At 40.6% G+C, this 20,766-nt stretch carries 20 protein-coding genes and 1 pseudogene; 10 read left to right on the top strand and 11 right to left on the bottom strand.

Features of this window, described 5'->3' with window-relative positions:
* Window positions 1–18 precede the first annotated feature (18 nt).
* The gene (locus tag C9J48_RS13775; RefSeq protein ID WP_107281149.1) at window positions 19–1,041 is read left to right on the top strand and encodes an HlyD family secretion protein; all 1,023 of its coding nucleotides are present in this window, start codon (window positions 19–21) and stop codon (window positions 1,039–1,041) included.
* Window positions 1,038–2,570, top strand: coding sequence for an MFS transporter (locus tag C9J48_RS13780; protein WP_107281150.1), 1,533 nt, complete (start codon window positions 1,038–1,040; stop codon window positions 2,568–2,570). Before C9J48_RS13775 ends, C9J48_RS13780 begins: the two co-directional genes overlap by 4 nt.
* A 144-nt stretch (window positions 2,571–2,714) precedes the next feature.
* On the opposite strand, the gene C9J48_RS13785 is transcribed toward C9J48_RS13780, so the two are convergent.
* Window positions 2,715–3,317, bottom strand: a complete 603-nt coding sequence (locus C9J48_RS13785; protein ID WP_006230252.1) for a TetR/AcrR family transcriptional regulator — start codon at window positions 3,315–3,317, stop codon at window positions 2,715–2,717.
* 330 nt (window positions 3,318–3,647) lie between these two features.
* Between C9J48_RS13785 and C9J48_RS13790 the strand changes: the two genes are divergently transcribed.
* Both C9J48_RS13790 and C9J48_RS13795 read left to right on the top strand, forming a co-directional pair.
* A complete protein-coding gene (locus C9J48_RS13790) occupies window positions 3,648–5,045 on the top strand; it encodes an MBL fold metallo-hydrolase RNA specificity domain-containing protein (RefSeq protein ID WP_107281151.1) in 1,398 nt (465 codons plus the stop codon).
* 219 nt (window positions 5,046–5,264) lie between these two features.
* Window positions 5,265–6,119: pseudogene (locus C9J48_RS13795) on the top strand (ABC transporter transmembrane domain-containing protein); the annotation flags it as partial.
* Between the two features lie 223 nt (window positions 6,120–6,342).
* Here the strand turns inward: C9J48_RS13795 and C9J48_RS28425 are convergent.
* The gene (locus tag C9J48_RS28425) at window positions 6,343–6,513 is read right to left on the bottom strand and encodes an N-6 DNA methylase (protein ID WP_006230248.1); all 171 of its coding nucleotides are present in this window, start codon (window positions 6,511–6,513) and stop codon (window positions 6,343–6,345) included.
* 481 nt (window positions 6,514–6,994) lie between these two features.
* A complete protein-coding gene (locus C9J48_RS13805) occupies window positions 6,995–7,306 on the bottom strand; it encodes a helix-turn-helix domain-containing protein (RefSeq protein ID WP_107281152.1) in 312 nt (103 codons plus the stop codon).
* A gap of 102 nt (window positions 7,307–7,408) precedes the next feature.
* On the opposite strand from C9J48_RS13805, the gene C9J48_RS13810 reads away from it, so the two are divergent.
* Window positions 7,409–7,933 (top strand): VspR family transcription factor, encoded by a 525-nt coding sequence (locus C9J48_RS13810; RefSeq protein WP_107281153.1) that lies wholly within the window; start codon window positions 7,409–7,411, stop codon window positions 7,931–7,933.
* Window positions 7,927–9,306: a DEAD/DEAH box helicase gene (locus C9J48_RS13815; protein WP_107281154.1), complete on the top strand. Its 1,380-nt coding sequence runs from the start codon at window positions 7,927–7,929 to the stop codon at window positions 9,304–9,306. Before C9J48_RS13810 ends, C9J48_RS13815 begins: the two co-directional genes overlap by 7 nt.
* Window positions 9,307–9,511: 205 nt before the next feature.
* On the opposite strand, the gene C9J48_RS28270 is transcribed toward C9J48_RS13815, so the two are convergent.
* The 3 genes from C9J48_RS28270 to C9J48_RS13835 form a co-directional block, all read right to left on the bottom strand.
* On the bottom strand, window positions 9,512–9,652 hold the full coding sequence (locus C9J48_RS28270; protein ID WP_006230244.1) for a hypothetical protein: 141 nt from the start codon (window positions 9,650–9,652) through the stop codon (window positions 9,512–9,514).
* 719 nt (window positions 9,653–10,371) lie between these two features.
* The gene (locus C9J48_RS13830; RefSeq protein WP_006230242.1) at window positions 10,372–10,974 is read right to left on the bottom strand and encodes a hypothetical protein; all 603 of its coding nucleotides are present in this window, start codon (window positions 10,972–10,974) and stop codon (window positions 10,372–10,374) included.
* 113 nt (window positions 10,975–11,087) lie between these two features.
* Window positions 11,088–11,549: a DUF6998 domain-containing protein gene (locus tag C9J48_RS13835; protein WP_006230241.1), complete on the bottom strand. Its 462-nt coding sequence runs from the start codon at window positions 11,547–11,549 to the stop codon at window positions 11,088–11,090.
* A 258-nt stretch (window positions 11,550–11,807) separates the two neighbouring features.
* On the opposite strand from C9J48_RS13835, the gene C9J48_RS13840 reads away from it, so the two are divergent.
* Both C9J48_RS13840 and C9J48_RS13845 read left to right on the top strand, forming a co-directional pair.
* Window positions 11,808–12,992: a hypothetical protein gene (locus C9J48_RS13840; RefSeq protein WP_006230240.1), complete on the top strand. Its 1,185-nt coding sequence runs from the start codon at window positions 11,808–11,810 to the stop codon at window positions 12,990–12,992.
* Window positions 12,993–13,118: 126 nt separating this feature from the next.
* Entirely contained in the window at window positions 13,119–13,760 is a 642-nt protein-coding gene (locus C9J48_RS13845) for a hypothetical protein (protein ID WP_006230239.1), read from the top strand.
* Between the two features lie 104 nt (window positions 13,761–13,864).
* On the opposite strand, the gene C9J48_RS13850 is transcribed toward C9J48_RS13845, so the two are convergent.
* The 3 genes from C9J48_RS13850 to C9J48_RS13860 all read right to left on the bottom strand — a co-directional run bounded on the left by C9J48_RS13850 (window position 13,865) and on the right by C9J48_RS13860 (window position 15,800).
* Window positions 13,865–14,215: a hypothetical protein gene (locus C9J48_RS13850; RefSeq protein ID WP_006230238.1), complete on the bottom strand. Its 351-nt coding sequence runs from the start codon at window positions 14,213–14,215 to the stop codon at window positions 13,865–13,867.
* A gap of 120 nt (window positions 14,216–14,335) precedes the next feature.
* The gene (locus tag C9J48_RS13855) at window positions 14,336–14,791 is read right to left on the bottom strand and encodes a hypothetical protein (protein WP_006230237.1); all 456 of its coding nucleotides are present in this window, start codon (window positions 14,789–14,791) and stop codon (window positions 14,336–14,338) included.
* Window positions 14,792–14,966: 175 nt separating this feature from the next.
* The gene (locus C9J48_RS13860; protein WP_006230236.1) at window positions 14,967–15,800 is read right to left on the bottom strand and encodes a hypothetical protein; all 834 of its coding nucleotides are present in this window, start codon (window positions 15,798–15,800) and stop codon (window positions 14,967–14,969) included.
* An 86-nt stretch (window positions 15,801–15,886) separates the two neighbouring features.
* Between C9J48_RS13860 and C9J48_RS13865 the strand changes: the two genes are divergently transcribed.
* Together C9J48_RS13865 and C9J48_RS13870 are read left to right on the top strand one after the other, a co-directional pair.
* Window positions 15,887–16,801 (top strand): viperin family antiviral radical SAM protein, encoded by a 915-nt coding sequence (locus C9J48_RS13865; protein WP_006230235.1) that lies wholly within the window; start codon window positions 15,887–15,889, stop codon window positions 16,799–16,801.
* A gap of 99 nt (window positions 16,802–16,900) precedes the next feature.
* On the top strand, window positions 16,901–17,512 hold the full coding sequence (locus C9J48_RS13870; RefSeq protein ID WP_006230234.1) for a dTMP kinase: 612 nt from the start codon (window positions 16,901–16,903) through the stop codon (window positions 17,510–17,512).
* Between the two features lie 571 nt (window positions 17,513–18,083).
* On the opposite strand, the gene C9J48_RS13875 is transcribed toward C9J48_RS13870, so the two are convergent.
* Window positions 18,084–19,913 carry a hypothetical protein gene (locus C9J48_RS13875; protein WP_006230233.1) on the bottom strand — a complete coding sequence of 610 codons (1,830 nt, stop codon included), beginning with the start codon at window positions 19,911–19,913 and terminating at the stop codon, window positions 18,084–18,086.
* Between the two features lie 204 nt (window positions 19,914–20,117).
* Entirely contained in the window at window positions 20,118–20,675 is a 558-nt protein-coding gene (locus C9J48_RS13880) for a tyrosine-type recombinase/integrase (RefSeq protein ID WP_006230232.1), read from the bottom strand.
* Window positions 20,676–20,766 lie beyond the last annotated feature (91 nt).

Raw genomic sequence — 20,766 nt, forward strand, 5'->3', positions numbered from 1 at the left:
TTAATTTGGGTTTTCAAAATGAAGAAGAAAGTCATCGCGTTGTCGCTCGTTATCGGTTCGTTGTTTACTGTCGGTTGTACCCTGTACCAGCCTAATACGGTTTCAACTGACAATGCTTACGTTCACTCTGATGTGACAGCGATTTCTCCAGAAGTGGGCGGTCAGGTTAGCCAACTTTTTGTTGAAGACAATCAGTGGGTAAGCAAAGGCGCTCCATTGTTTTCTATTGATGATGAAGACTTTATCGCCAACCAAGAAATTGCAAAGTCGGTGTTGGATGTGGCAAACGCAGCATTAAAAGCCAGTCAAACCAAGACCGAAATGCAATTGGTGAAAATCGAGCAAGCAAAGCAAACCATTCATAGTGCAAGCGCTAATGCCGAACATCAAGCGGCGGAGCTCAAGCGTTTGTCGCGCCTTGTACAAAAGCAATTAGTGAGTAAAAATCAGTTTGAAGCGCAAAAAACACGTTCTATTGAAGCGAGCAGTAAGCTAGAAACGGCCAAGCTGGCGTTAGCGGCGGAGCAAAAACAGTACGACGTACTGCTGACGGAAAGGCAACAACTGACGGCGCAAAGAAAGCAAGCTGAAGCGAATCTTCGGTTGGTTAATATTGCGTTAGAAAGAACCGTGGTGAAAGCGCCGTTTTCTGGCTTTGTTGCGGATAGACAAGTGCAAGTGGGTAAGTTTGTTCAGCCGGGAATGGGACTGATTGTGATGGTGCCAGACTACGTTTGGGTGGAAGCCAACTTCAAAGAAACACAGTTAGAAAATGTCGCTCAAGGGCAAGATGTAGAAGTGGTACTAGACATGTTCCCTAATCAGTTGTTGCATGGCCGAGTAACGTCAATTACGCCGGCAACAGGGGCGCAATTTAGCTTGCTTCCACCACAAAATGCGACGGGTAATTTCGTTAAAGTTGTTCAGCGTGTGCCTGTGCGTATTGATCTAGATATTCCGGCGGAGCTGAAACAACGCATCTACCCGGGGCTATCTGCTGAAGTGTCGATTGAGACGGCAAAGCAAGGTAATGGCCGATGAAAACACACACTCCTTTGTTAATCTTGGCGCTGTTTGCGATTGCCGCGTTTGGCATTAATTCGGTGATGTTCACTGAGTTATCTCATGAAATGGCAGCAACGACCGGACTTTCGTTGGACGAAACCGAGCTGGTTAAAATCGGCTTTATGATCACCCAACTACTGGGCTTTATATTAACTCCGATGCTGGTTCGTCAGTGTGGTGCGTATTTGCCTTTGGTGACGTCATTATTCGTTGGGCTTACCGTAAATATGGTGCTGTACTGGCAAGTGCCAAATCAATGGTTGTTTGCCATCACTTGGCTTTGCTGTGGTTTTTTTATGAGCATGCTACTGGTGGTTGTGAACTTCTTCTTGCTCGATAAATTTGAGGAGCGTTGGCTACCTGCAATTATTGCCCTGACCTTAGTGTTTTCAACGTTGATCCCTATGGGGGCCTATCCTTGGCTGGTGGCAGAGTTATTGGAAGTGTTTGATTGGTCCGTGTTTTGTGTCGTGTCGGCATGGTTGTACTTTTCAGCATTGGTTATGGTGAGCCTATTTAAACCAACGCCAATTCAAATTGCAGTCAAACCAAAATCAAGCACTGTGGTTTACTCAGTGCTGGCAGTAATTATTAGTCTTGTTGTGTATCTCTTGATGCGCGGCAGCTTCTATAACTGGCTAGATTCGATTTGGTTCTCTCAACTTACGGTTGTAGCCGCAGCGCTCGTTTTGTGCGCAGTATATCTTTTGACGAGAACGCGTAAGTTGAATACCGCATCCATGCAGCTACACGGTAAGTTGAAAACCAACGTGTTCATGTACAACGCTTTTTTGGCTGGTTTTGCCGTGATGGCAAGTACAATGCTGTTTGGTAACTTCCTAAAAATGGCGATGCACTACAACAACCTCAATGCTGGTTATGCGCAATTACCATCGTTTTACGCCATGTTAGTAGGCATGTTGGTGAGTGTGTTGGTGTTCTATTTCCGGCGCCCACTCTCTGATGCTGTGGTGCCGTTTGGAGTGTTGATGATCTTGCTATCGGTTTATGAATTCAGTCAGTTGCCAAGCTTTGTTGGTTCTGAATCGTTGCCTTTACCAATGCTGCTGCGCGGCTTCGGTGTGGGTATGCTGAACGTATCCGTAACCATAGCTGTATTGATGTACTTTAAGGCCGATGACCGACTTGAGGGGATCGCAAATTTTTATTTATTCCGAACCATGGGGGGAGTGATAGGTGGTGCGTTTTTCTCACGTGTGATTCAAAACCATAGTGCACAAGCTTCAGGAGAAATTGGCCGAACCTTAGATGGATCAAGCCACACTTTTGCCGCTTATGAACATGCCCTTGGCAATGCAATTTTGACTCATGGTCGTTTGCCAACCCCGTCGTTGGGCATGAGCCAAATTAGCGGGATAGTGAAAGAGCAAGCGACTACGTTAGCACTAAACAACTCGCTCATAATATTTATTTTCTCTATTTTTTCCCTTACACCAATTTTATTGATTGGTAAGAAATTGGCAGCCAAACAGGAAGCAAATTAGACGTGACGATTCTTTGGGGGCATTCCCGCTAGCGACGAAGGAGCGTAGTCGGGAATCTTTATTTCCTTGAGATGCTAGAAGTGATTGGCTCTGAACCAAGTAGATCTAAAAAGGGAGTGATGACACTCCCTTTTTCGTTTCTGCTTATCGCTGATATAGCGAGAGAAAGGCACTGACGGCATTGTGTGCATGAGTGTCTAATTGGTCGTCGCTGAGAAATTTAAAACCCATTAACGCCATGTTTTGGTAATCCAGTTTGATAAGCGCAAGAAGCTGCCCACAGGCGAGGTCGGGATCGTCAATCTTGAGTTGTTGGCTGACTTCATCGGTTTTTAGAAATTCAATCAAGTACTGATGAATACGCATTGGCCCCGTTTGCCAGAACTGGTTCGGAACCGAGTCGTGTTTATTAAAATCTGCCGAAATGATGCGGTAGAGCGATAATATTGGGTTAGAGCAAATGCCACGTAGGTATTTCTTAGCAAAATCTTCAAGAGTATCTGGCAGTGATTCGTTTTGCCTTTCTGCGAGTTGGAAAACTGATTCCAAACTGGTTTTGGTGTTATGTGCTAAGACCTCTACAAATAGCCCTTCTTTATTAGAGAAGTAGCGATATAAGGTCTGCTTCGAACCGCCACAAATAGCAACGATTTGGTCCAGTGAAGTATCTTTGTAGCCTTGCTCAATAAAGAGTTCTGTAGCTACCTCGATGATTCGGATCCTTTTCTTCTGAGTGGAAGCTCGCATAACAACACCTAGCCTATATAAAACTGTACAGTACAGTATCACTATTGGTGGCTAGGCACACATATTTTCCTAACGTAGATACAAAAAAGCGACTCAAGGTGCATATATCGTTTTGCACAAACTCAACTTATTCCCAAACAAACAGTTTTGTGCCAAAAATCTAACTCACTCTGAATCCTGCATCTTGAGGTGACTAGGGTATAGGTACATACCTGTGTTATATCAGCAGATTATCGCATAGTTGGTAGAGATGTTGTTTAGTTGACATGTGCCCATATTTGGGAATTTAAGCAGTGCTATAGTTAAAATCCAATCACTAGGGAGGTGTTTATGACTTTCATTCAGTCATTTGGTGCCGCAGAGACGGTTACTGGTTCCTGCCATTTTTTACAACTTAAAAACGGGCCTAATATACTGGTCGATTGCGGCTATTTTCAAGGTGAAAATGAAGAGCAGACCTATGCGCCTTTTGATTTCGATCCTAAAGATGTCGATATTGTTTTACTTACCCATGCTCATTTGGATCATGTAGGACGCGTTCCGAAACTTGTTAAAGAAGGATTTGACGGTAAAGTTGTCGCCTTGCGCGCGACAATGGATTTGGCTGAGGTTATCTTAATGGATAGCGCCAAAATTGCAGAAGAAGATTATAAAACTGCATTGAAAAAAGCCAAAAGAACAGGTTCCGAAAAACAGGTTCCTCCGCCTATCTATAGTAGCGACGATGCGAAAGCGGTGTTTGATTTAATCATTCAATACGCTGACTACAATAAAGCCATTCAGCTTGTGCCTGGCGTTAAGGTTACCTTTAGAAACGCGGGACATATTCTTGGCTCTGCAACTATTCAAATAGAAGTAAGCGAAGAGGGGTACACAAAATCGCTCGTGTTCAGTGGTGATCTTGGCAGCCGTCGAGATATTATTATGACATCTCCCTCTTTTGTTAAAAAAGCCGATGCACTTTATATTGAATCGACTTATGGCGATCGTGAACATCGTCCTTTAAAAGAGACTATCGACGAGTGTAAAGAGATTATTATCAATACCTTAGAAAACCAAGGTAATGTACTGATCCCATCCTTTGCGATTGAACGGACGCAGGAGATTCTGCTACTTATTAAGCAGATGTATTACGACAAAGAGTTACCCGTCTGTAAAGTGTTTTTAGACTCGCCCATGGCGATACGTGCAACACAGATCTATAACAATTACCACGCAGAATTAAACGCTTCCGCCGACAAACTATTGTTACGCGACGGCACTGTTTTTGACTTTCCTTATCTGCAATATTCACTAAAAGCTAAAGATTCCACGCTCATTAATAATGAGGAAAGTGGCTGTATTATTATTGCTGGTAGCGGAATGTGTACTGGTGGGCGTATTTTACATCACTTTAAACACCGCTTATGGGATGATCGTAACAGCGTTATCTTTGTTGGTTATCAGGTGAAAGGCACGCTGGGACGGCAAATGATCGACGGGGCCGAGTCTATTCAGCTTTATCATGAAAAAATTAATGTGAATGCCCAAATACACATGCTCAGCGGATTCTCAGCGCATGCAGACCAAAGCGATCTGCTAGCTTGGATGAGTGAGTTTGAACAGCTAGAGAAAATTTATTTAATACACGGCGAGCCTGACAAGCAGGCTGTGTTTAAAGAAGTGATTAAAGAACAGCTGCATAAATCTGTCCATATTGTTAAATATGGCGAAAAAATTTACGTTTAGAATATACAAAATAGCTCCATTTTATCATTATAATTTGGGGCTATATTATCTCCCGTAATCTATCGGTAATTTATCCTTTTGCTGAAGTGAAGGTTGCTATTTTTTACTGATACCCCAATGATAAGCCTATTAATTGTACTTTTGCTTGCTAATGATTAAGCCAAAGATCCAATTCCAACATCCGTCCTAATTGAAGCGGGCAAAACGAAAGGCGTATCTATGCAAACTCAACCTACGTCAAATGAAACAGTTCAAATCACAAGTTCTCAGCCAAATGCAAAAGGCAAAAATCTAAGTATTTTATTCGAATTAGTGATGTTTATTCGCCCCTATAAAGGGAAAGTCTTGGCTGCACTCGTCGCGCTAATCTTTACTGCTTCCCTTACTTTATCTGTAGGGCATGGAGTGCGAATCCTGATTGATGAAGGGTTCATCCAACAGTCGATACACGATCTTGAACGTGCTATTCAATTTATTCTTACGATAACGGTGCTTATTTCAATCGGTACATTCTTTCGGTTCTATTTAGTCTCTTCAGTGGGGGAGCGAGTCAGTGCTGATATAAGGCTCGCGGTGTTCAATCACGTCATTACCTTGCATCCCAGCTATTTTGAAATCAATGGTAGTGGCGACATCATGTCGCGCATCACCACTGATACTACCTTGCTACAGAGCATTATTGGTTCTTCATTTTCGATGGCGATGCGCAGTGCATTAATGTGTGTAGGTGCAATCATCATGTTATTTGCAACCAACATAAAACTAACATTAATTGTATTAGCATCGGTGCCATTTATTCTTGTACCGATACTGGTTTACGGACGCCGTGTGAGAGCTTTGTCACGCAAGAGTCAAGATTCGATGGCCGATGTTGGGAGTTATGCGGGTGAAGCTATTGAACACATTAAGACCGTTCAAAGTTACAGTCACGAAGCGCAAGAAAGAGAGTCGTTCTCTAATGAAGTAGAAAAGGCTTTCGAAATTGGACGCCAACGCGTTAAGCAGCGTGCCATTTTGATCTCAGGCGTGATTGTGATTGTTTTCAGTGCCATCGCAGGCATGCTTTGGGTGGGCGCATACCACCATAAGGTTGTGCATTGATTTTTATTACACGTTGCTTGGCGCTTGGTTTTCAGCTGAAGTAATAAAAATCGCCCATTTCGTACGGTATTTTACCAAGACAAAGCCTGTAGTACAGCAAAGTATTACCTTACTCATACCTTTCTGCAACAATTATTCCGGTCCGAACATCCCATATGAACCATCCTGATAGGGAGTAGTATTACCCTATTACCATTTAATTTGTCACGACAATTTGACGTAAATAGTTATAAGCTTCACATAGAAAGTCTGCTGAGCATGTCGCGCTATCGTAAATAGATTCACTAATCTTAGATTGTACTATGTAGATCATCGCACGGATTAATGGCGTGGTGTATTTGCCACCGTTACGACCCGCATTCCCCATGTTTTGATTATAGCTTCTTATAGCTGGATCAATTTGTGTTTTTCTTCCTGTGAGCGAAAACTTAATTCATCAATCTTTTCCGTGCATCACCCTTTGATTATCAACTTTGAATCTTGTTTATTTATTTCACTAAAAATCTCTCCAATTTTGTATTCAATGGCATTATTAGCATGTTTCTTAGAGCCTTCTATGTACGGGAATATAATCGATTAGGTCATCATCCGTTAATGCGTTGTTATGGTCGAATTTATCTTCCGCATATTTTGGCGCTGCACATTCACTCCAACGATATTACTCATTGATGATGTACTCATAGGTTTCCATCATCATTTCAGTTTCTTCCGACGTGGTAAATTCAAGGTTATCAAGATATTCAAGAAACAGCATCCATGATGATTGCTCTGTGTCGTAGAGCTCGGAACAACAAGTTAATCAATGCCCAGAACTGTCGAGCCCTAGACATAGAAAATACTGTTAGGTTTCAGGTTTTGGTCTGGATTAATGACAAGATAAGTTCCTTTTTTTCTCTTTCCGTCATTTGAGCCACTAAACACGCTATTTCTGCAGAGGTTTCATCTTCACAGAAAAAATAACTTAAAGGCACGCCTAATTCGTCGGCCAATAGCTTTAAGGTGCGTACGTCTGGAGTATGTTTACTCTTCTCATATTGATTCATTCTAGGGCTTGCAGAGCTTTCATCCATACCTATGCGCACTCCCAACGCTTTTTGAGAGAGCTTTGCTTTTTTGCGAGCTTCTTTGAGCCGCACTGGAATTGGGTTATCGAATGACACTTGATCTTCATATCTCTGATCTCACGGTAACTAAGATTTTCTTAGTTTTACTGATTTCTGTATACTAAGCAATCCTTAGTATTTGAGTAGTATAAGTGGTACATGAAGCGTTTTATAAAAATCAGTGATGAAATGCACAAGTTGTTGATTGAAAAAGAGATGGATGGATTTTTAGTTGTTGAGCTAAGAGATGCATTTGTTTCAATTGATAATTCTTACGTTGATCTGGATGATGCTCGTCGTAAGGTTTACCGACAACTCCTGCGTTTGGTGAAGAACAATTGGCTTCGGGTTGAAGGGAAGGGGCAACAGAAACGATACTTTCAAACAGACTTATTTAGAGGTCTTCAAGTCGATACTGCGTCAGAAAATACTAACGTTACCCTTTCCGCCGCGTCTGATTACTCTGTATTAAGGTATGAACGCAATCAATACAAAGGCGAGCTAGAGATTGTTTTTGGGGAGATTAATGAGTATCAATCTCTCTGTGGTCGCTTTCCAGAATTAGAACCGAGGTTAATTCCACTTCTTGAGCAAGCAAAAGAACAATCAGCGCAGTTACTGGGAAGAGTGAATGTATTAACTAATGTTCTCAAAACACTCTCTGAGGATAACCGGTCGTGCTAAGACAGTGGCAGGTAGAATGCTCAGAAAAGGCGTTGCAGAAATACAGTTCAAGCCAGCAGCACTTCTTCTGCCAAGCCACCCCAGGTGCGGGAAAAACCGTGTTTGCTGCGACGGTCGCTTTAAGGCTACTTCAAGAGAACAAGATCGACCTTGTATTGTGTTTCTCACCCTCTTTAACGGTTTCAAGCGGAATAAAGAAAACCTTTTCACAAACTCTTAATTGTACCTTTAATGGTGGATTAGGTTCTATTGGGCGATCTCTCACTTATCAGTCGATTCAATTCCTGAATGAAGAATTTTGGCTGACACTGCGAAATCATCGAGTATTTGTAGTCTTTGATGAGATACACCATTGCTCTGGTACAGAGGTTGAAAATGCGAATGTTTGGGGGCAACAAGTCCTTACTAAGATTCAAGGACTCGCCACATATACCCTTGCAATGTCAGGAACCCCCTGGCGTTCGGACTCTTTACCGATAGTGTTGGGTGAGTACAGCGATCCAGACGGGATGCTTTTAGTTGATTATCAATACACGCTGAAGCAAGCAATTAGCGATAAGGTTTGCAGAGCCCCAAAGATTGTTTTGGTTGATAACGAACATTTGACCGTAAGTAACGATGAGAAGATGGAGTCTTTTTCCTCAATATTGGAAATGATTAAGCAGACTAAGACCTCTTATCAAAGCGTCATTCATAATGAGGATGCAATGGAACACTTACTTGGATTGGGTTGCAAAAAACTCGCAGAAATCCGCTCTCTATCCCCCGGAGCTGGAGGATTAGTTGTTGCTGCATCAGTCCTGCATGCACAAACAATTAAAAAGGTACTTTCTGAAAAGTACGCTCAATCGGTCTCAATAGTGACCTATCGGCATGAAGAACCTTTAACTGAGATTGAACGTTACAGACAAAGTGAAACTCAGTGGATTGTTAGCGTAGGGATGATTAGTGAAGGGACAGATATTCCGCGCCTTCAAGTATGTTGCCATATGAGCTCGGTCAAAACCGAACTGTACTTCAGACAAGTGCTTGGGCGAATACTTCGAGTGAATGGCACGACAACCCAACAAGCGTGGTTATTCACTTTTGCAGAGCAAAGTCTGATTGAGTTTGCTGAGAGGATTGAACAAGATATTCCTGAGTCGTGTATATATGCAAGGTGGAAAAAATTTGCAGAAGTCGAGTCAGACACTAAGCGCAACTGTCTGGTCGAAAAAGGGTTACTAGAAGAGCGAGAAGAAGTAGGTTCTAAGCTGGTATGGAATGGCACGATAAGCAGCACTGAGAATATTGATGGAGCACTTGGTGCGTTTGATGAACTTCGGCTTGGGGCTTTTAGACAGCGGGTAATATCGGCATTTTTGGTTTCTTGAAGAGTATAAATGTTCATTTTGGAGCTGCATTCAATCGCTTTCTCTTAGATCATAGTTATCTCAGAGAGTTTAAATTAATAAACATTCATGGTGTATATTGAAGAACCGTACTTATTCTAGGTATCACTTATGGTTGATAAACAATTGATAGATGAACAACTTGAGCGACATCCAAAACTGAAGGTAAGAGTCTGGGCAACGACACCTAGCTATGCTTAATCTTCCATGGCAGTAATGCGTCAATATTATTCGGTTTTTCAGCAATCTGCTTTGAAATAGTTAATCCACTGGTTTGTTGATTTTGTATTAAGGTCTGCCATTGTGTTTCGTTGCGCGTTATTTTCATTGTTATTTCCTTTTATTTGACTTGAAAATAACATAACTGAAATCAGAAATTAGATGGAGGTGTGTTGGTAGTCAATGGATGCATTGTGTGCGACTTAAGGGGCAGAGTAAGTTACTCGCTCGGTTATTAAATAAAAGTTTTTAATATCTATCTAAAGGGCAGAAGCGGCATAAAACCAAAAATTTAAAGCTCTGCTTCTTCAATACGTATTTGAATGTTGGTTAATGTCCTATACGATCAGTTCATATGTGCCTATTTGGAGGCACAAAAAGAGGTTTTTCTAAATGATAACTGACTATTCTAACGGCTGTGAGTTACGAGAAACGATGACGGTGGCTAATATGTGCCTTAAAATGGCTACCATGTATTCCGTGAAGATGTACGACATAGAACTGGCTAACCTCAGGGATCTAAATGACTTCTTTCTAGATGACGATTACGAGGTAGTAATAGTTAACTTTAGTATGTTTGGTAAAACTTTTGACGCATATATAGGCACAACGTCAAATTCTGTAACGATAGTAGACGCTTCAACTGGTGTACTAGAAGGTTATTCTACATTAGATAGACTGCTCTTCATGACAAAGCCTTATGAGAAGTCAGATTTGTTTATTTAATAACATTTAATCCAGAATCGCTTGGTTATCACAAATCCAGAGGCCTATATGCTGGTCCCCTCAGGGACAAAAGCGATTTAGATTTAAGTGACCTGATTTTGGCTAGTCTGGTCGAAGTGGAACGATAAGCCCTTCTAGATTGAATATTTCAGAGATAGCAGCGAAACTTAGCTTTCCAGAGCGTCCTTTGTAGCCATACATTGAAAGGCAGACATCATGAAAGTTGGGACAAAGGTAGAGATCATGGGTACATTTTAAAAGAAATTCGTATCTGTTTGCTCGTGAACGTTGGGTATATACCTCTTCCCCGCTACCTTCTTCATAACTGAGCCATAATTCGGGAGCCAAACTATCCACATGACTTTTTAGCTCTTCGGCAAGCTCATTGAATAGCTCTTCACTATTCAAGGGGAGGGTACAAAGCATTTTAGTCAGTTTTTCTTTGCTTAACTTAGTAAAAAGAGAATGTTCATCCCAAGCCCCATCGAAAGAAAAATGCTGATAAATTAATGCTAGGAAAGGAACTATAGCTTCGTATGTGTGATTTTCTGGATAAGGAAGTTCATCGAAAAAGTTCACTTCATTTAAATTAGCCCACACTTGGCGACACCAGCGAAGATCTTCTTTAGTGCTCCAAAATTGGAAATATTCTTCTGCCAAATGCTGGATATTGTGCCAGCTATATGTATTGTGTTGTTCTATCATATCCATTTAACTTTAGGTATTACATCACTAGAAGTTGCATTAACGCTGAGTTTATCATTAGTCATCTTTTGGGACAAAAGCACCTTATAGGGTGAGAGGAAAAGTTCAATTCACTAACTTTTAGATTTTGTTTTCTTCGGAATTCTATCTTGATCAGAAACCTTTTCGTTTAACTTTTTAAGTGCTGAAAGCGTGATTGAATGGAGATTTGTTTTAGTCGGTTTTCTGTTCTTGATTGCCTCCCAAGCAATAGAACCGGGGCCGTTGAAGATTTCGTCGTAGGCACCATCGGAATGAATCTTGATCCCGATATAGTAATGTGGGATGTGATCTACAGGAAAAGTAAGAGAATTCTTCATCGTAGTCTTGATTTGTACCTTTCGGCCATCGGGTGTTTCTCCATCATGATGTTTTGCAAGGCCGCTGTATAAATCGAGATCATAGTCTTGCTCAACGAGGATCTCACCTAAATCTCCAACCAATCGTCCATCTAAAGTAAACTTCTTTTTGTCATATTGGCTTTGAAGTGCTTCGACAATTTTGAGCAATTCCTTGACGGCTTTCTGAATTTCCATGATTCCTCTTTATGAAGTCATTATTGGGACTATCCATCTTACAATTCCGGGATTTCTGACCCGCAGCGGGACAAAAGCGCGTTAGTTTTAATGATTCTAAATCACCCAGTTCAGGTGGTCGGAGTTTTTCCATCTAGTCACTTTCTCTGTTGTATATCATCGAAGATTTTAAGTTAATTGTGATTTAAGACAACAATTACGAGCCGAAGCTTAGTTACTCTTTTTCTTACAAATAATCATCATGGGTTTAGGGTGAAAATGTCTACTGTATTCAGAACTATTGATGGCCGTATCGTGCCGATTAAGAATGGAAAGCAAACTGATACAGTCAAAGCTAAGGTAGTTAAACTCAAACGGCCTAAAGGCTTTGTTTCAAGTAGCGCTTACTATGGCACATCAAAAGCATTTACTATACCGAATGCGACTTGCCCAAAGTGCGGTGCTAGCGTTTACTATTACGAACATCCAAATGGTGCTCGAGTGTTTTTTGACTCGCTGGGACCGCCTTGGCCTAAACATCCATGCACGACTACAATGATGGCTCCGCAGTCAAAGAGCAATAAAAAGCCGATGTTAGAGAATGTTGGCTGGGAACCTCTACTCATCAAGGACATAGTAAGCTCTGATACCCAAGAAGGATATACAGTGCAAGCTGAAGCTACTGGTACCTCTGATACATTTGAAATTGATGTTAAGCCAGCTTTGATGAAGCAAAAGAAGTTTAAACGTAAAGGTATAGAGTCTTTATTGTTATATGGCCGCCCCGTAGGAGATAATAAGGCAGAAATCGCAGTTACATCTGGCCTATCTGACTGGATTATGTTTGGTAGAGTAAAACGAGACGCTCGCCAACAACACATTAAGCCAACACTTAGACAGAACGATGTAAGAGAGCCGATACAGCGCCTAATTGACCAAAAAAACAAGAACATCAGTTTTACCATCAGTACAGAAGAAGACCTATGTGTATTTACTATGGATATCGATGGTCAAAAATATAAGTTCATAGAAGATAGCGCCAAGCTTGTTCGTAAATTACGCAGTGCTGATCGGAGTGCTACCTCTGCGTGGTATAGAATTGCTAAAAGCTCAAAAAATTACTACGTAACAATTGTCAACACATCGATAAACTATCAAAAGTCGAAATCCTTCGCGCCACAAACTAGAGAGGAGATCAGTTCCTCATCCCCGACCATCAAGCACATAGGCTATGTAAAAGTTAAAAGAATAGAACGTATTAACAACTCAAACCAACTCACCATTACTGGTACATTGGTAGAAAGGCCGCTATCTATTTCCTTCAAGATTACGGAGTTAATGAAACTAACCTCTTTGGACAAGCTATTTTTAGAGCAAAGTGTCATAGCTGTTGAGGCTCATGGTGACAGCCACTTACTAAGAGTTAGAGGAACGCAGTTAGATGTTACATCCTTTGTTTTCTAGGGATGTTTAAGTTGTGTTGGGACAAAAGCGACTCAGAAAACCCATCCCACGGCTTGGATAAAATCTAATCTATACTGGGCTTTGCCTTTGAAATGAGTCTAAACTCATAGCTTTAGGAGGGCAATAATGAAATCACCAACGTCAGTCAAAAAGCTAGAAGATCTGGGGCGGGTTCAACTTTCAGAAAACTATTTCATGCGAGACTTTCTATATTCTGAAATTTCTCAGATAGAGAGAATCCCCAACATACCCGACCATCCAGATGTTGCAATTGAAGCAGGAAGACACTTATGTTCTCAATTACTTGAGCCTATTGAAAGAGTATTTGGGCGGGTTTCGATACGCTCTGGTTATCGGTCTCCTTTAGTGAATGCTAAAGGTGCCGAAAATGGCAACCAATACAATTGTGCCAGCAATGATAGGAACTATGGAAAGCATATCTGGGATTACCGGGATAAAGATGGTTGTTTAGGGGCTACCGCTTGTATCGTAGTGAACTCGTTTATTCCATACTACGAACGGACCAACCATTGGCAAGCATTAGCTTGGTGGATCCATGACAATATACCAGAATACTCAGAAATGTATTTCTTTCCTAAGCTAGCTGCCTTCAACCTAACTTGGAGTGAAAGGCCAAAGAAAGTAATAAAAAGTCACATTACAGGCTCTCGGGGAGTTCTTACTAAACCGACAATGGCAAACTTCAAAGGCAGCCATGCTGATGAGTACAGCCAACTTCTAGTTGAGCTAGGGTCTACAACAAAATAAGTATGATGCTGCGGCAGTACCTGCGTTTTAGTTGGCAGCTTGAGGACAAAAGCAAATTAGCAGAGCAGTTTATATCACACCTTAGTGACAAGAATTGGATGATGTTACTTGATATAACCCATTAAACACTCGCCTGCTTTATATTCTGAATAATGCACAGTAATTTGTTGTTTTTCTTCTTTACCTTGAACTATTGGGTATTCAAATACGTCCTCAAAAATAACTTTACCACGGATGTACTCATCAATACTTTTTGTGGTCGCCTTTAGGGTTTCTTCCATCGCGTTGTATTCCATTCCCATTTGTCGAAAAGTCATGAAAGACTGTGCTATTTTACCTACTTCACGACAGTTATCTGCGATTGATTTTCCATTGTTTATCGTATCCTGAGAAAACAATGGAAGACTAAAGGTTATCAAGAATACAACCAAGTTCCGCATGAGAATTGTTTTCATATAACCAATGCCTTATTAATGATTGTTTATTGTGCCAGATGATGAGAGAGCCTCTTGGTGAACATAGTATCGCAGCACCACGTTTGGGAACAGAAGCTACTCAGAGAGTGAGGTTTTAATCTAATCATTGTGGAAAAGAGCCTCAAGTGTAGGGCTTTCACCAACATCTAGGCACACACCGTCAACCCATTTATCGAAACCTAAAAAATATTGGGATATATCGATGTTTTGAGCTTGGAGAAAAGGGGTTAGCATTTCGCTTTGGATAACTCCATACTCATCACGAGTAAATATTTGTGCATGCTTTAATTCTTTGAAAATATTTGATTCTATATACTTCCCAACAACGCAACTATTAAATGAAAACTCTTTCACTTTTTCTGATTTAAACGGACAGCCTAAAATTACTTGGTCTATGCCGAGGGTGGAGTTGTCTGAGTAAAAGACCCCTATGATTCGCAGTCTGGAGTATTCTAGGATGTGGATGCTGCACTTATCAGTTGCTACGCTATGGCTTTTGTCGATAGAAACAAGATCCATTACAGAATCATATTTTGAGATGTAAGCTGTAGTCATAGACTTTGCCTTCTAGTAAAAGTAAATCCAATACTTACCGTTTATCTATCATATATAAGTTTCCCTCAAAATATTTGCCTAATTAAGTCGATGTGAGAGGGAGGCTACTTTTTGTTAGGCGTTAGCCGCTACTCTGGGGCAAAAGCGAGTTTGCACTTGCGGTAAAGATGTGATGTTAAGACGCATCTTCGTAGCCAATTTCCTTCTTATCAACAAGCTCCAAATCTACAGTCCCAACGAAACTATCAACGACCCGGAACTGCAATTCGAGCTTGTAACTTGGACTTCGTTGATGACAGGTTGGCCCATAAGTCACCCCACTAATGTGCAATATGGATTCTATGAACTCCACAGTTTCAATTATCTTTAAGTGTTCATAAAAAGCTCTTCCCGGTGCTGCAATATTGTAATTTCCCCAATGATTTCTTTTTACTAGACAATAAGCAGGCCCCCAAGTGCCGGAACCACCTGCAAATCCAATATCTCCAGCCCAAAATACTAGGTAATCAGCATGCATGCCGTCATCACAGAGTTTGACAACTTGAAAGTCATGTGAAGAGGAACCGATCGTTTCTGCGTGTTGTAATGCGCAACCTAAAACGTCCTCCATTTCTTTTGCAGACCATGAAGAATTTCCATGGCCTTCATAATATATGGTATCCACTTTTTTAAGCTGCTTCTTTGATACCACTGTCTCAATCGAGGCCAAGAATTCAGACGAAAAAGTTTTAAAGCTGTGCTCTTTACTTTTCATCGCAAACTCATCTGAGCTTTTAATGAAATTGATGTAAGTAATGAAAATTGCCGTGGATTTTTCAGTGTTAGAAGCTCTTTTTAGCTGGCCTTTCACTTTGTTATGGTGCTTTTTATACTCACTTTCATCTAAGTCATAGAGAGAGTTTTCATTCAGATATATATCTGAGAATTGCTTAGAAGACCAATCCATGAATTTTAATAGAACTTTAAATTCTTCAATTTTCTGGTTTTTTTTGTTCATTACAATTTTCATTTGTCTCCGATTGTCTCTAGATATACCCAAATATCGCTAATCCTTCAATCATAATGTCGTTGTCATTAACAAAAAGGAGAGATGGCATGACAAAAATCCAGACTGACAAAACAATAGAACTGGTAATCAATTGGCACGTGACTGAAGTCTGCAATTATGGTTGTAAATACTGCTTCGCAAAATGGGGTCGCCCGAATGAACTCCATCGTTCCGAGAAAGAAATAGTTAAGTTATTAGATAACCTAGCTGACTACTTCATCAAAGGTACTTCGACCTTGAAAGAGGAACTTGGTTACGAGAGTGTCCGCCTTAACTTTGCAGGTGGCGAGCCAATGATGCTTGGAGATACCTTCGTTACCGCTTTGACTCTGGCGAAACAAAAAGGCTTTAAAACTTCAACTATAACAAACGGGCATTATCTAATTAACGGTAAGCTGGCTTTGCCTAATAACTCGCTAGATATGATTGGAATCAGCTTTGACAGTCAGAGCTTAGACACACGGAATAAAATAGGAAGAAAAGACAGGAAAGGAAACTCTTTCGGTGCTGATGACCTGAAACTGGCATTAGCGAACCTTACGCAGTCCCAAAGGGGCATTAAAACAAAGATAAATACTGTAGTGAATAGTCTTAATTTAGACGAAGACTTTTCTGAGCTTATTACTGATCTAGCCCCCTACAAATGGAAAATTTTGCATGTCATGCCATATGGTAATGATGAATTACTTATTTCTAAGACACAGTTCGACAAGTTCGTTTTAAGGCACAGCGGGTTGGGGTTACCTCTATTCCCAGAGTCTAATTCTACTATGACGGAATCATATTTGATGATTAATCCTCAAGGCTGTTTTTACCAGAATTCCTCCAATAAAGCCGGATATAAATACAGTGAAAGCATTAATTCATGTGGTGTAAACAAAGCTCTTTCCCAAATAGAGTTTAATCCTAAAACCTTTGCTTCAAGGTATCAAACAGTCAATGTCGATGTTGTAGAGCTTTAGTGAAAACCAATATACAAAAAGATGTTTGGGGCACAACTTATGTTACGCCACTTAGTACTAAAATTTTTTCACATCAAAATATAAAAAAATGAGGAACAAATGAATAAATTTATCGTCTATGAAGGGCTAGATGCTTGCGGGAAAACAACATTGAGTTCACTCTACGCAAAAGAGAGAAAATCCGTTGTTCATTCTGCGGTAGTGGAAGAAGCTCTGGGGCTGAGAAAGGTTATTGACTCCTACCAATCAAAGGAGAGCGCTTTGCTCTTTTTCCTGATGAACAACTACTTAAAGAGTCATGAGGTCGCAGGGGCATTAGAATCAGGAGATGTCATACTAGATAGGTATTTTTTTTCAACCTTGGCGTACCAGACAGCTCTTCTAAGTGAAAGTATCGTCAAGAATATAGTTGATACACTTAACACTACCCAAAATATTCTTCTTCCAGAAGTTATCGTCTTTGTAAAGGCTGATGCTGAAACTATCAACAAAAGAATAGAAGCCAGAGATGGCCCAGTACAGTGGTACGGTGATGCGGTAACGCAAAATAATTGTGTAGAAACAGCCTACAAAAAGGTCTTTCAGTGGTTTGATATTCCCATTGTAGAGATTGATACATCAGAAAAGTGTGGTCGGTCTGTGGAGGAAAATTACCAACTAATGAAAGAGCGGATTGATCGTATTCTATCTGGAGGTAGTAATTATAACTAGTGAGTGACGGTGATCGAAACTAGTCATCCATTGGAGGGCGATTCACGTGGTTTGGAGTAACTTGAGGTTATCCGATCGTCTAGAACTTCCCTGTATATTTTGTCCAGATCCTTGTTGATAGCTCCGCTGGCTTGATCCTCTGATGAATAGATTCAGTTTGGAAAACCAGACGGAGATCTTTCTCGATAAGTGAGAAGTACAGCGTTTGACTTTTGGAGGGGGGAGGGCCACAAAGGGACAAAAGCACCTTAGAGTGGCAACTCTAAAACGTTTGTGCCCTCAAACGTTTCAGAGAGCTTCGTTTTGGTTCTGCGAATTTTCTTATATCGATACATAGCAGAACGCAAAAAAGTTAAATAATCGGCAGAAATTTAACTTTTTATGGTACTGAGTAGGGCAAATATAACTTTTATTAAGTAGATATAACTTTTTACAGTGGTGCAGATGGAGTTCCCACCCAGCACATATCTGCCAAGAGATGTGTCACGTGCCCGGAATCAAGACTCCCTCAGGGACAAAAAGCGCCTCAGAAGGGGCTTATAAGGTTGACTTTGGAACCATCATTAGCCCGTTATGATGGTTGATCAAATAACCTGATTAGTTCCTTGAGTTCTTCAGCGTTATTATAATTTTGATCTTGATATTGTTTCTCTGGACTTTTAGCACCTTGCTTTTGTTTCTTTCTTAGGGCTTTAATCGCTGGGTTTAAACTCAATTTTGTATCCGTGAGTGTATCTGCAAGTCGTAATAAAGCAACTTGACTATTTGTGATCGTCGGCTTGGAGGATATGATAGCGGTGATCGCAGTTAAATTACATTTCAAATAATGCTCTGAGTATGCACAAAGTAATTCGAGGTTTTTTACTCGCCCTCCATCATGAACAAGAAGATTTCTCGCTCTGTAAAGGCGCTTAATTTGCAATGATACTCGCTGCTCATGTTTCTCAATGTTTTTGGCTAGCTCTAAAGAGTTTTGGCAAAGTTTTGTAAACAAACTCAAGCGATACTTGAAGAATGGAAAGTTATCGAGACTTTGTAAAATAGCATTAGCCTTTAGTGGGCAACTTAGAACGGAAAACATATTCTCGACGTTAGCATCATCGATATGAAAGTTATCTCCACCTTCGATAGCAAAGGCAGTTTTGTTTACATTGACCAATGTTATTTTAAATGTTCTTAGTCTTTTTATTACATAGTCTATTGCAATTGGTGATACTGCCGCGAGAATCACTCTCTCATCATCTCCCGGTCGATTCGTCTTCAAAGGCACATCTCGTGTTAGGGCTTCTAAGGCTGTCCAGTTTCCGACAAATCTAGATTCAATATTATCAGCAGAAGCATTGATTCGTAACTGACGGTATGCCCCAGCTAATTTAGTATCAGTAATTGAGTTATTTAGAGATGAGATAAATCGTTCAAGCTCCTCATAATTCATTTTATGTATATGGTTAGGCACTGGGGAATGAAGACGAATGGATTTTTCTATACCTGTGGAGAGGTCCGTTGACTTAAATGATTTATTTATTGAAAGATTAATATTTGGTATTGCAAAACTAAGTGCATCAAGAACTTCACCTAGTAGTTCATTGGCTTGCATGCCCGCAGAAATACGTGATTTCGCGTTTATTGTCACCGAAGCTATCAGGTTTTTGTCATTTTCTTCAGTTCGTTTTAATGTTAATGAACCAAAGATCCATTCAGTTCCTTGTGCCAAACGCTCAGTAAGCTCTCGGTTGGTAACAGTCAGCTCAATCAAGTAGTATTTACTATGTTCTAATAAGACAGCCTTAAGATATTGATAGCGAGCTGAGAAGGGCTCGTTATCAACAAATTTAGTAAGCACATGTCGATAGTAATTGTGAAGTTCGTTCATGCTTAACCCAGAAGCGATTAGCCCAGAAACAATCGACTCTGTGGCAGTCAGTATCTTTTTAAGATGGTCGTTGCTATCAACTGGTACTTCTGGAAATAACAAGCTTTCAAGGTGGTTAAGTCCAACTTTTATATAATGCTCATTTAAATGAGTTAGGTACTCTTCAATGTGTGAACGCATTAACTCTGTTGACTTATTAACTGAAGCTTCGCTTTCTCCTTGCTCATTAGGGATCGTTAAAGCTAACATCTTCTGAGTCAACTTTTCAAATTCAGGAGTCTTAACAATAGGATCTACTTGTAAGATTTCATGCAATTCAGTAGCCACGACATAACGCTTATTGGCTCCACCGTATGCTTCCCCAAAGTCAAGAAGTATCAGTAATTCTTGACAACCATTAATTGCATGAAGGAAACTAGCTCTCTCACTATCTAAACTCAGTTCATGGGTCATGTTAAACCATGCACCTAAAAAGAATGCTTCGGGAACTGTTAAGTTTGAGTTTAAAATGCCAGTATCAACTTTCAAGAGTTGCTCCTAATGGTTAGCCTTGCTATAATCCTGATAAGAATACAGAATTTAATTAGCTAGTTCTAGATTAACTAGTTGATAAACCGAAAGATTGGTCTCGCTTCTGGATTGGTGCTTTGTCCCACAGTCGTCTTGGCCACCCTATATGGCCTCGCTATTTATTTAGCGGGGCTTTTTCATATAGAGTACTTATATGAAAAATTACGTCTCACAATTCTCGGAAATCCTCAGAGCATCCTCGATTTCGACACCGAGATACTCGATAGTGCTTTCGAGCTTAGCATGACCGAGAAGAAGCTGGATAGCGCGTAAGTTCTTGGTTTTGGCGTAGATCAAAGAAGCTTTAGTACGACGCAGTGAATGCGTACCGTATTGTGTTTTATCTAAACCAATATCAGTCACCCATCGGTTTACTATAGTGGTGTAGTAATGTGAGATTGGCTGCCCTTCACGGCGTGAGCTTGGGAATAGGAAGTCTGTTGGTGCCAATGCATTTTTGATGATCCACTGTGAAAGTGTTTGCTGAGTCTTTTGCTGTTTGACGATGGTTCTCGGCATCACGTAACCACTGCGGCTGACATCTTGGACTTTCAGGTTGCGTAAATCACAAGAACGAAGTTTGCAATCAATGGCTAAATTAAACAGAGCCAACTCAAACAAACGCTCTTCGAGTTCTAGCCGAATACGAATGCGCCAAATGTCTTCAAGTTTGAAGACTTTCTTCTGCCCAACTCGTTTTCCTTTATTCCATGCTTCCATAATGTGCTCCTCACTTCATAAAAATCACTATTAAGTAAGGTATAAATCAAGAACAGTCGCTGTTGGTTTGGTATGATTGACGGAATATTTC

Source organism: Photobacterium profundum, assembly GCF_003026285.1.
Lineage (GTDB): Bacteria > Pseudomonadota > Gammaproteobacteria > Enterobacterales > Vibrionaceae > Photobacterium > Photobacterium profundum.

Bases quoted from the DNA above. Each gene is read 5' to 3' on its own strand.
- C9J48_RS13860 (WP_006230236.1), bottom strand. From the start codon at position 15,800: ATGAAAATTGTAATGAACAAAAAAAACCAGAAAATTGAAGAATTTAAA.
- C9J48_RS13880 (WP_006230232.1), bottom strand. From the start codon at position 20,675: ATGGAAGCATGGAATAAAGGAAAACGAGTTGGGCAGAAGAAAGTCTTC.
- C9J48_RS13780 (WP_107281150.1), top strand. From the start codon at position 1,038: ATGAAAACACACACTCCTTTGTTAATCTTGGCGCTGTTTGCGATTGCC.
- C9J48_RS13785 (WP_006230252.1), bottom strand. From the start codon at position 3,317: ATGCGAGCTTCCACTCAGAAGAAAAGGATCCGAATCATCGAGGTAGCT.
- C9J48_RS13855 (WP_006230237.1), bottom strand. From the start codon at position 14,791: ATGACTACAGCTTACATCTCAAAATATGATTCTGTAATGGATCTTGTT.
- C9J48_RS28425 (WP_006230248.1), bottom strand. From the start codon at position 6,513: ATGGGGAATGCGGGTCGTAACGGTGGCAAATACACCACGCCATTAATC.
- C9J48_RS13835 (WP_006230241.1), bottom strand. From the start codon at position 11,549: ATGGAAATTCAGAAAGCCGTCAAGGAATTGCTCAAAATTGTCGAAGCA.
- C9J48_RS13810 (WP_107281153.1), top strand. From the start codon at position 7,409: ATGAAGCGTTTTATAAAAATCAGTGATGAAATGCACAAGTTGTTGATT.
- C9J48_RS13870 (WP_006230234.1), top strand. From the start codon at position 16,901: ATGAATAAATTTATCGTCTATGAAGGGCTAGATGCTTGCGGGAAAACA.
- C9J48_RS13845 (WP_006230239.1), top strand. From the start codon at position 13,119: ATGAAATCACCAACGTCAGTCAAAAAGCTAGAAGATCTGGGGCGGGTT.
- C9J48_RS13850 (WP_006230238.1), bottom strand. From the start codon at position 14,215: ATGAAAACAATTCTCATGCGGAACTTGGTTGTATTCTTGATAACCTTT.
- C9J48_RS28270 (WP_006230244.1), bottom strand. From the start codon at position 9,652: ATGAAAATAACGCGCAACGAAACACAATGGCAGACCTTAATACAAAAT.
- C9J48_RS13790 (WP_107281151.1), top strand. From the start codon at position 3,648: ATGACTTTCATTCAGTCATTTGGTGCCGCAGAGACGGTTACTGGTTCC.
- C9J48_RS13775 (WP_107281149.1), top strand. From the start codon at position 19: ATGAAGAAGAAAGTCATCGCGTTGTCGCTCGTTATCGGTTCGTTGTTT.
- C9J48_RS13865 (WP_006230235.1), top strand. From the start codon at position 15,887: ATGACAAAAATCCAGACTGACAAAACAATAGAACTGGTAATCAATTGG.
- C9J48_RS13830 (WP_006230242.1), bottom strand. From the start codon at position 10,974: ATGATAGAACAACACAATACATATAGCTGGCACAATATCCAGCATTTG.
- C9J48_RS13840 (WP_006230240.1), top strand. From the start codon at position 11,808: ATGTCTACTGTATTCAGAACTATTGATGGCCGTATCGTGCCGATTAAG.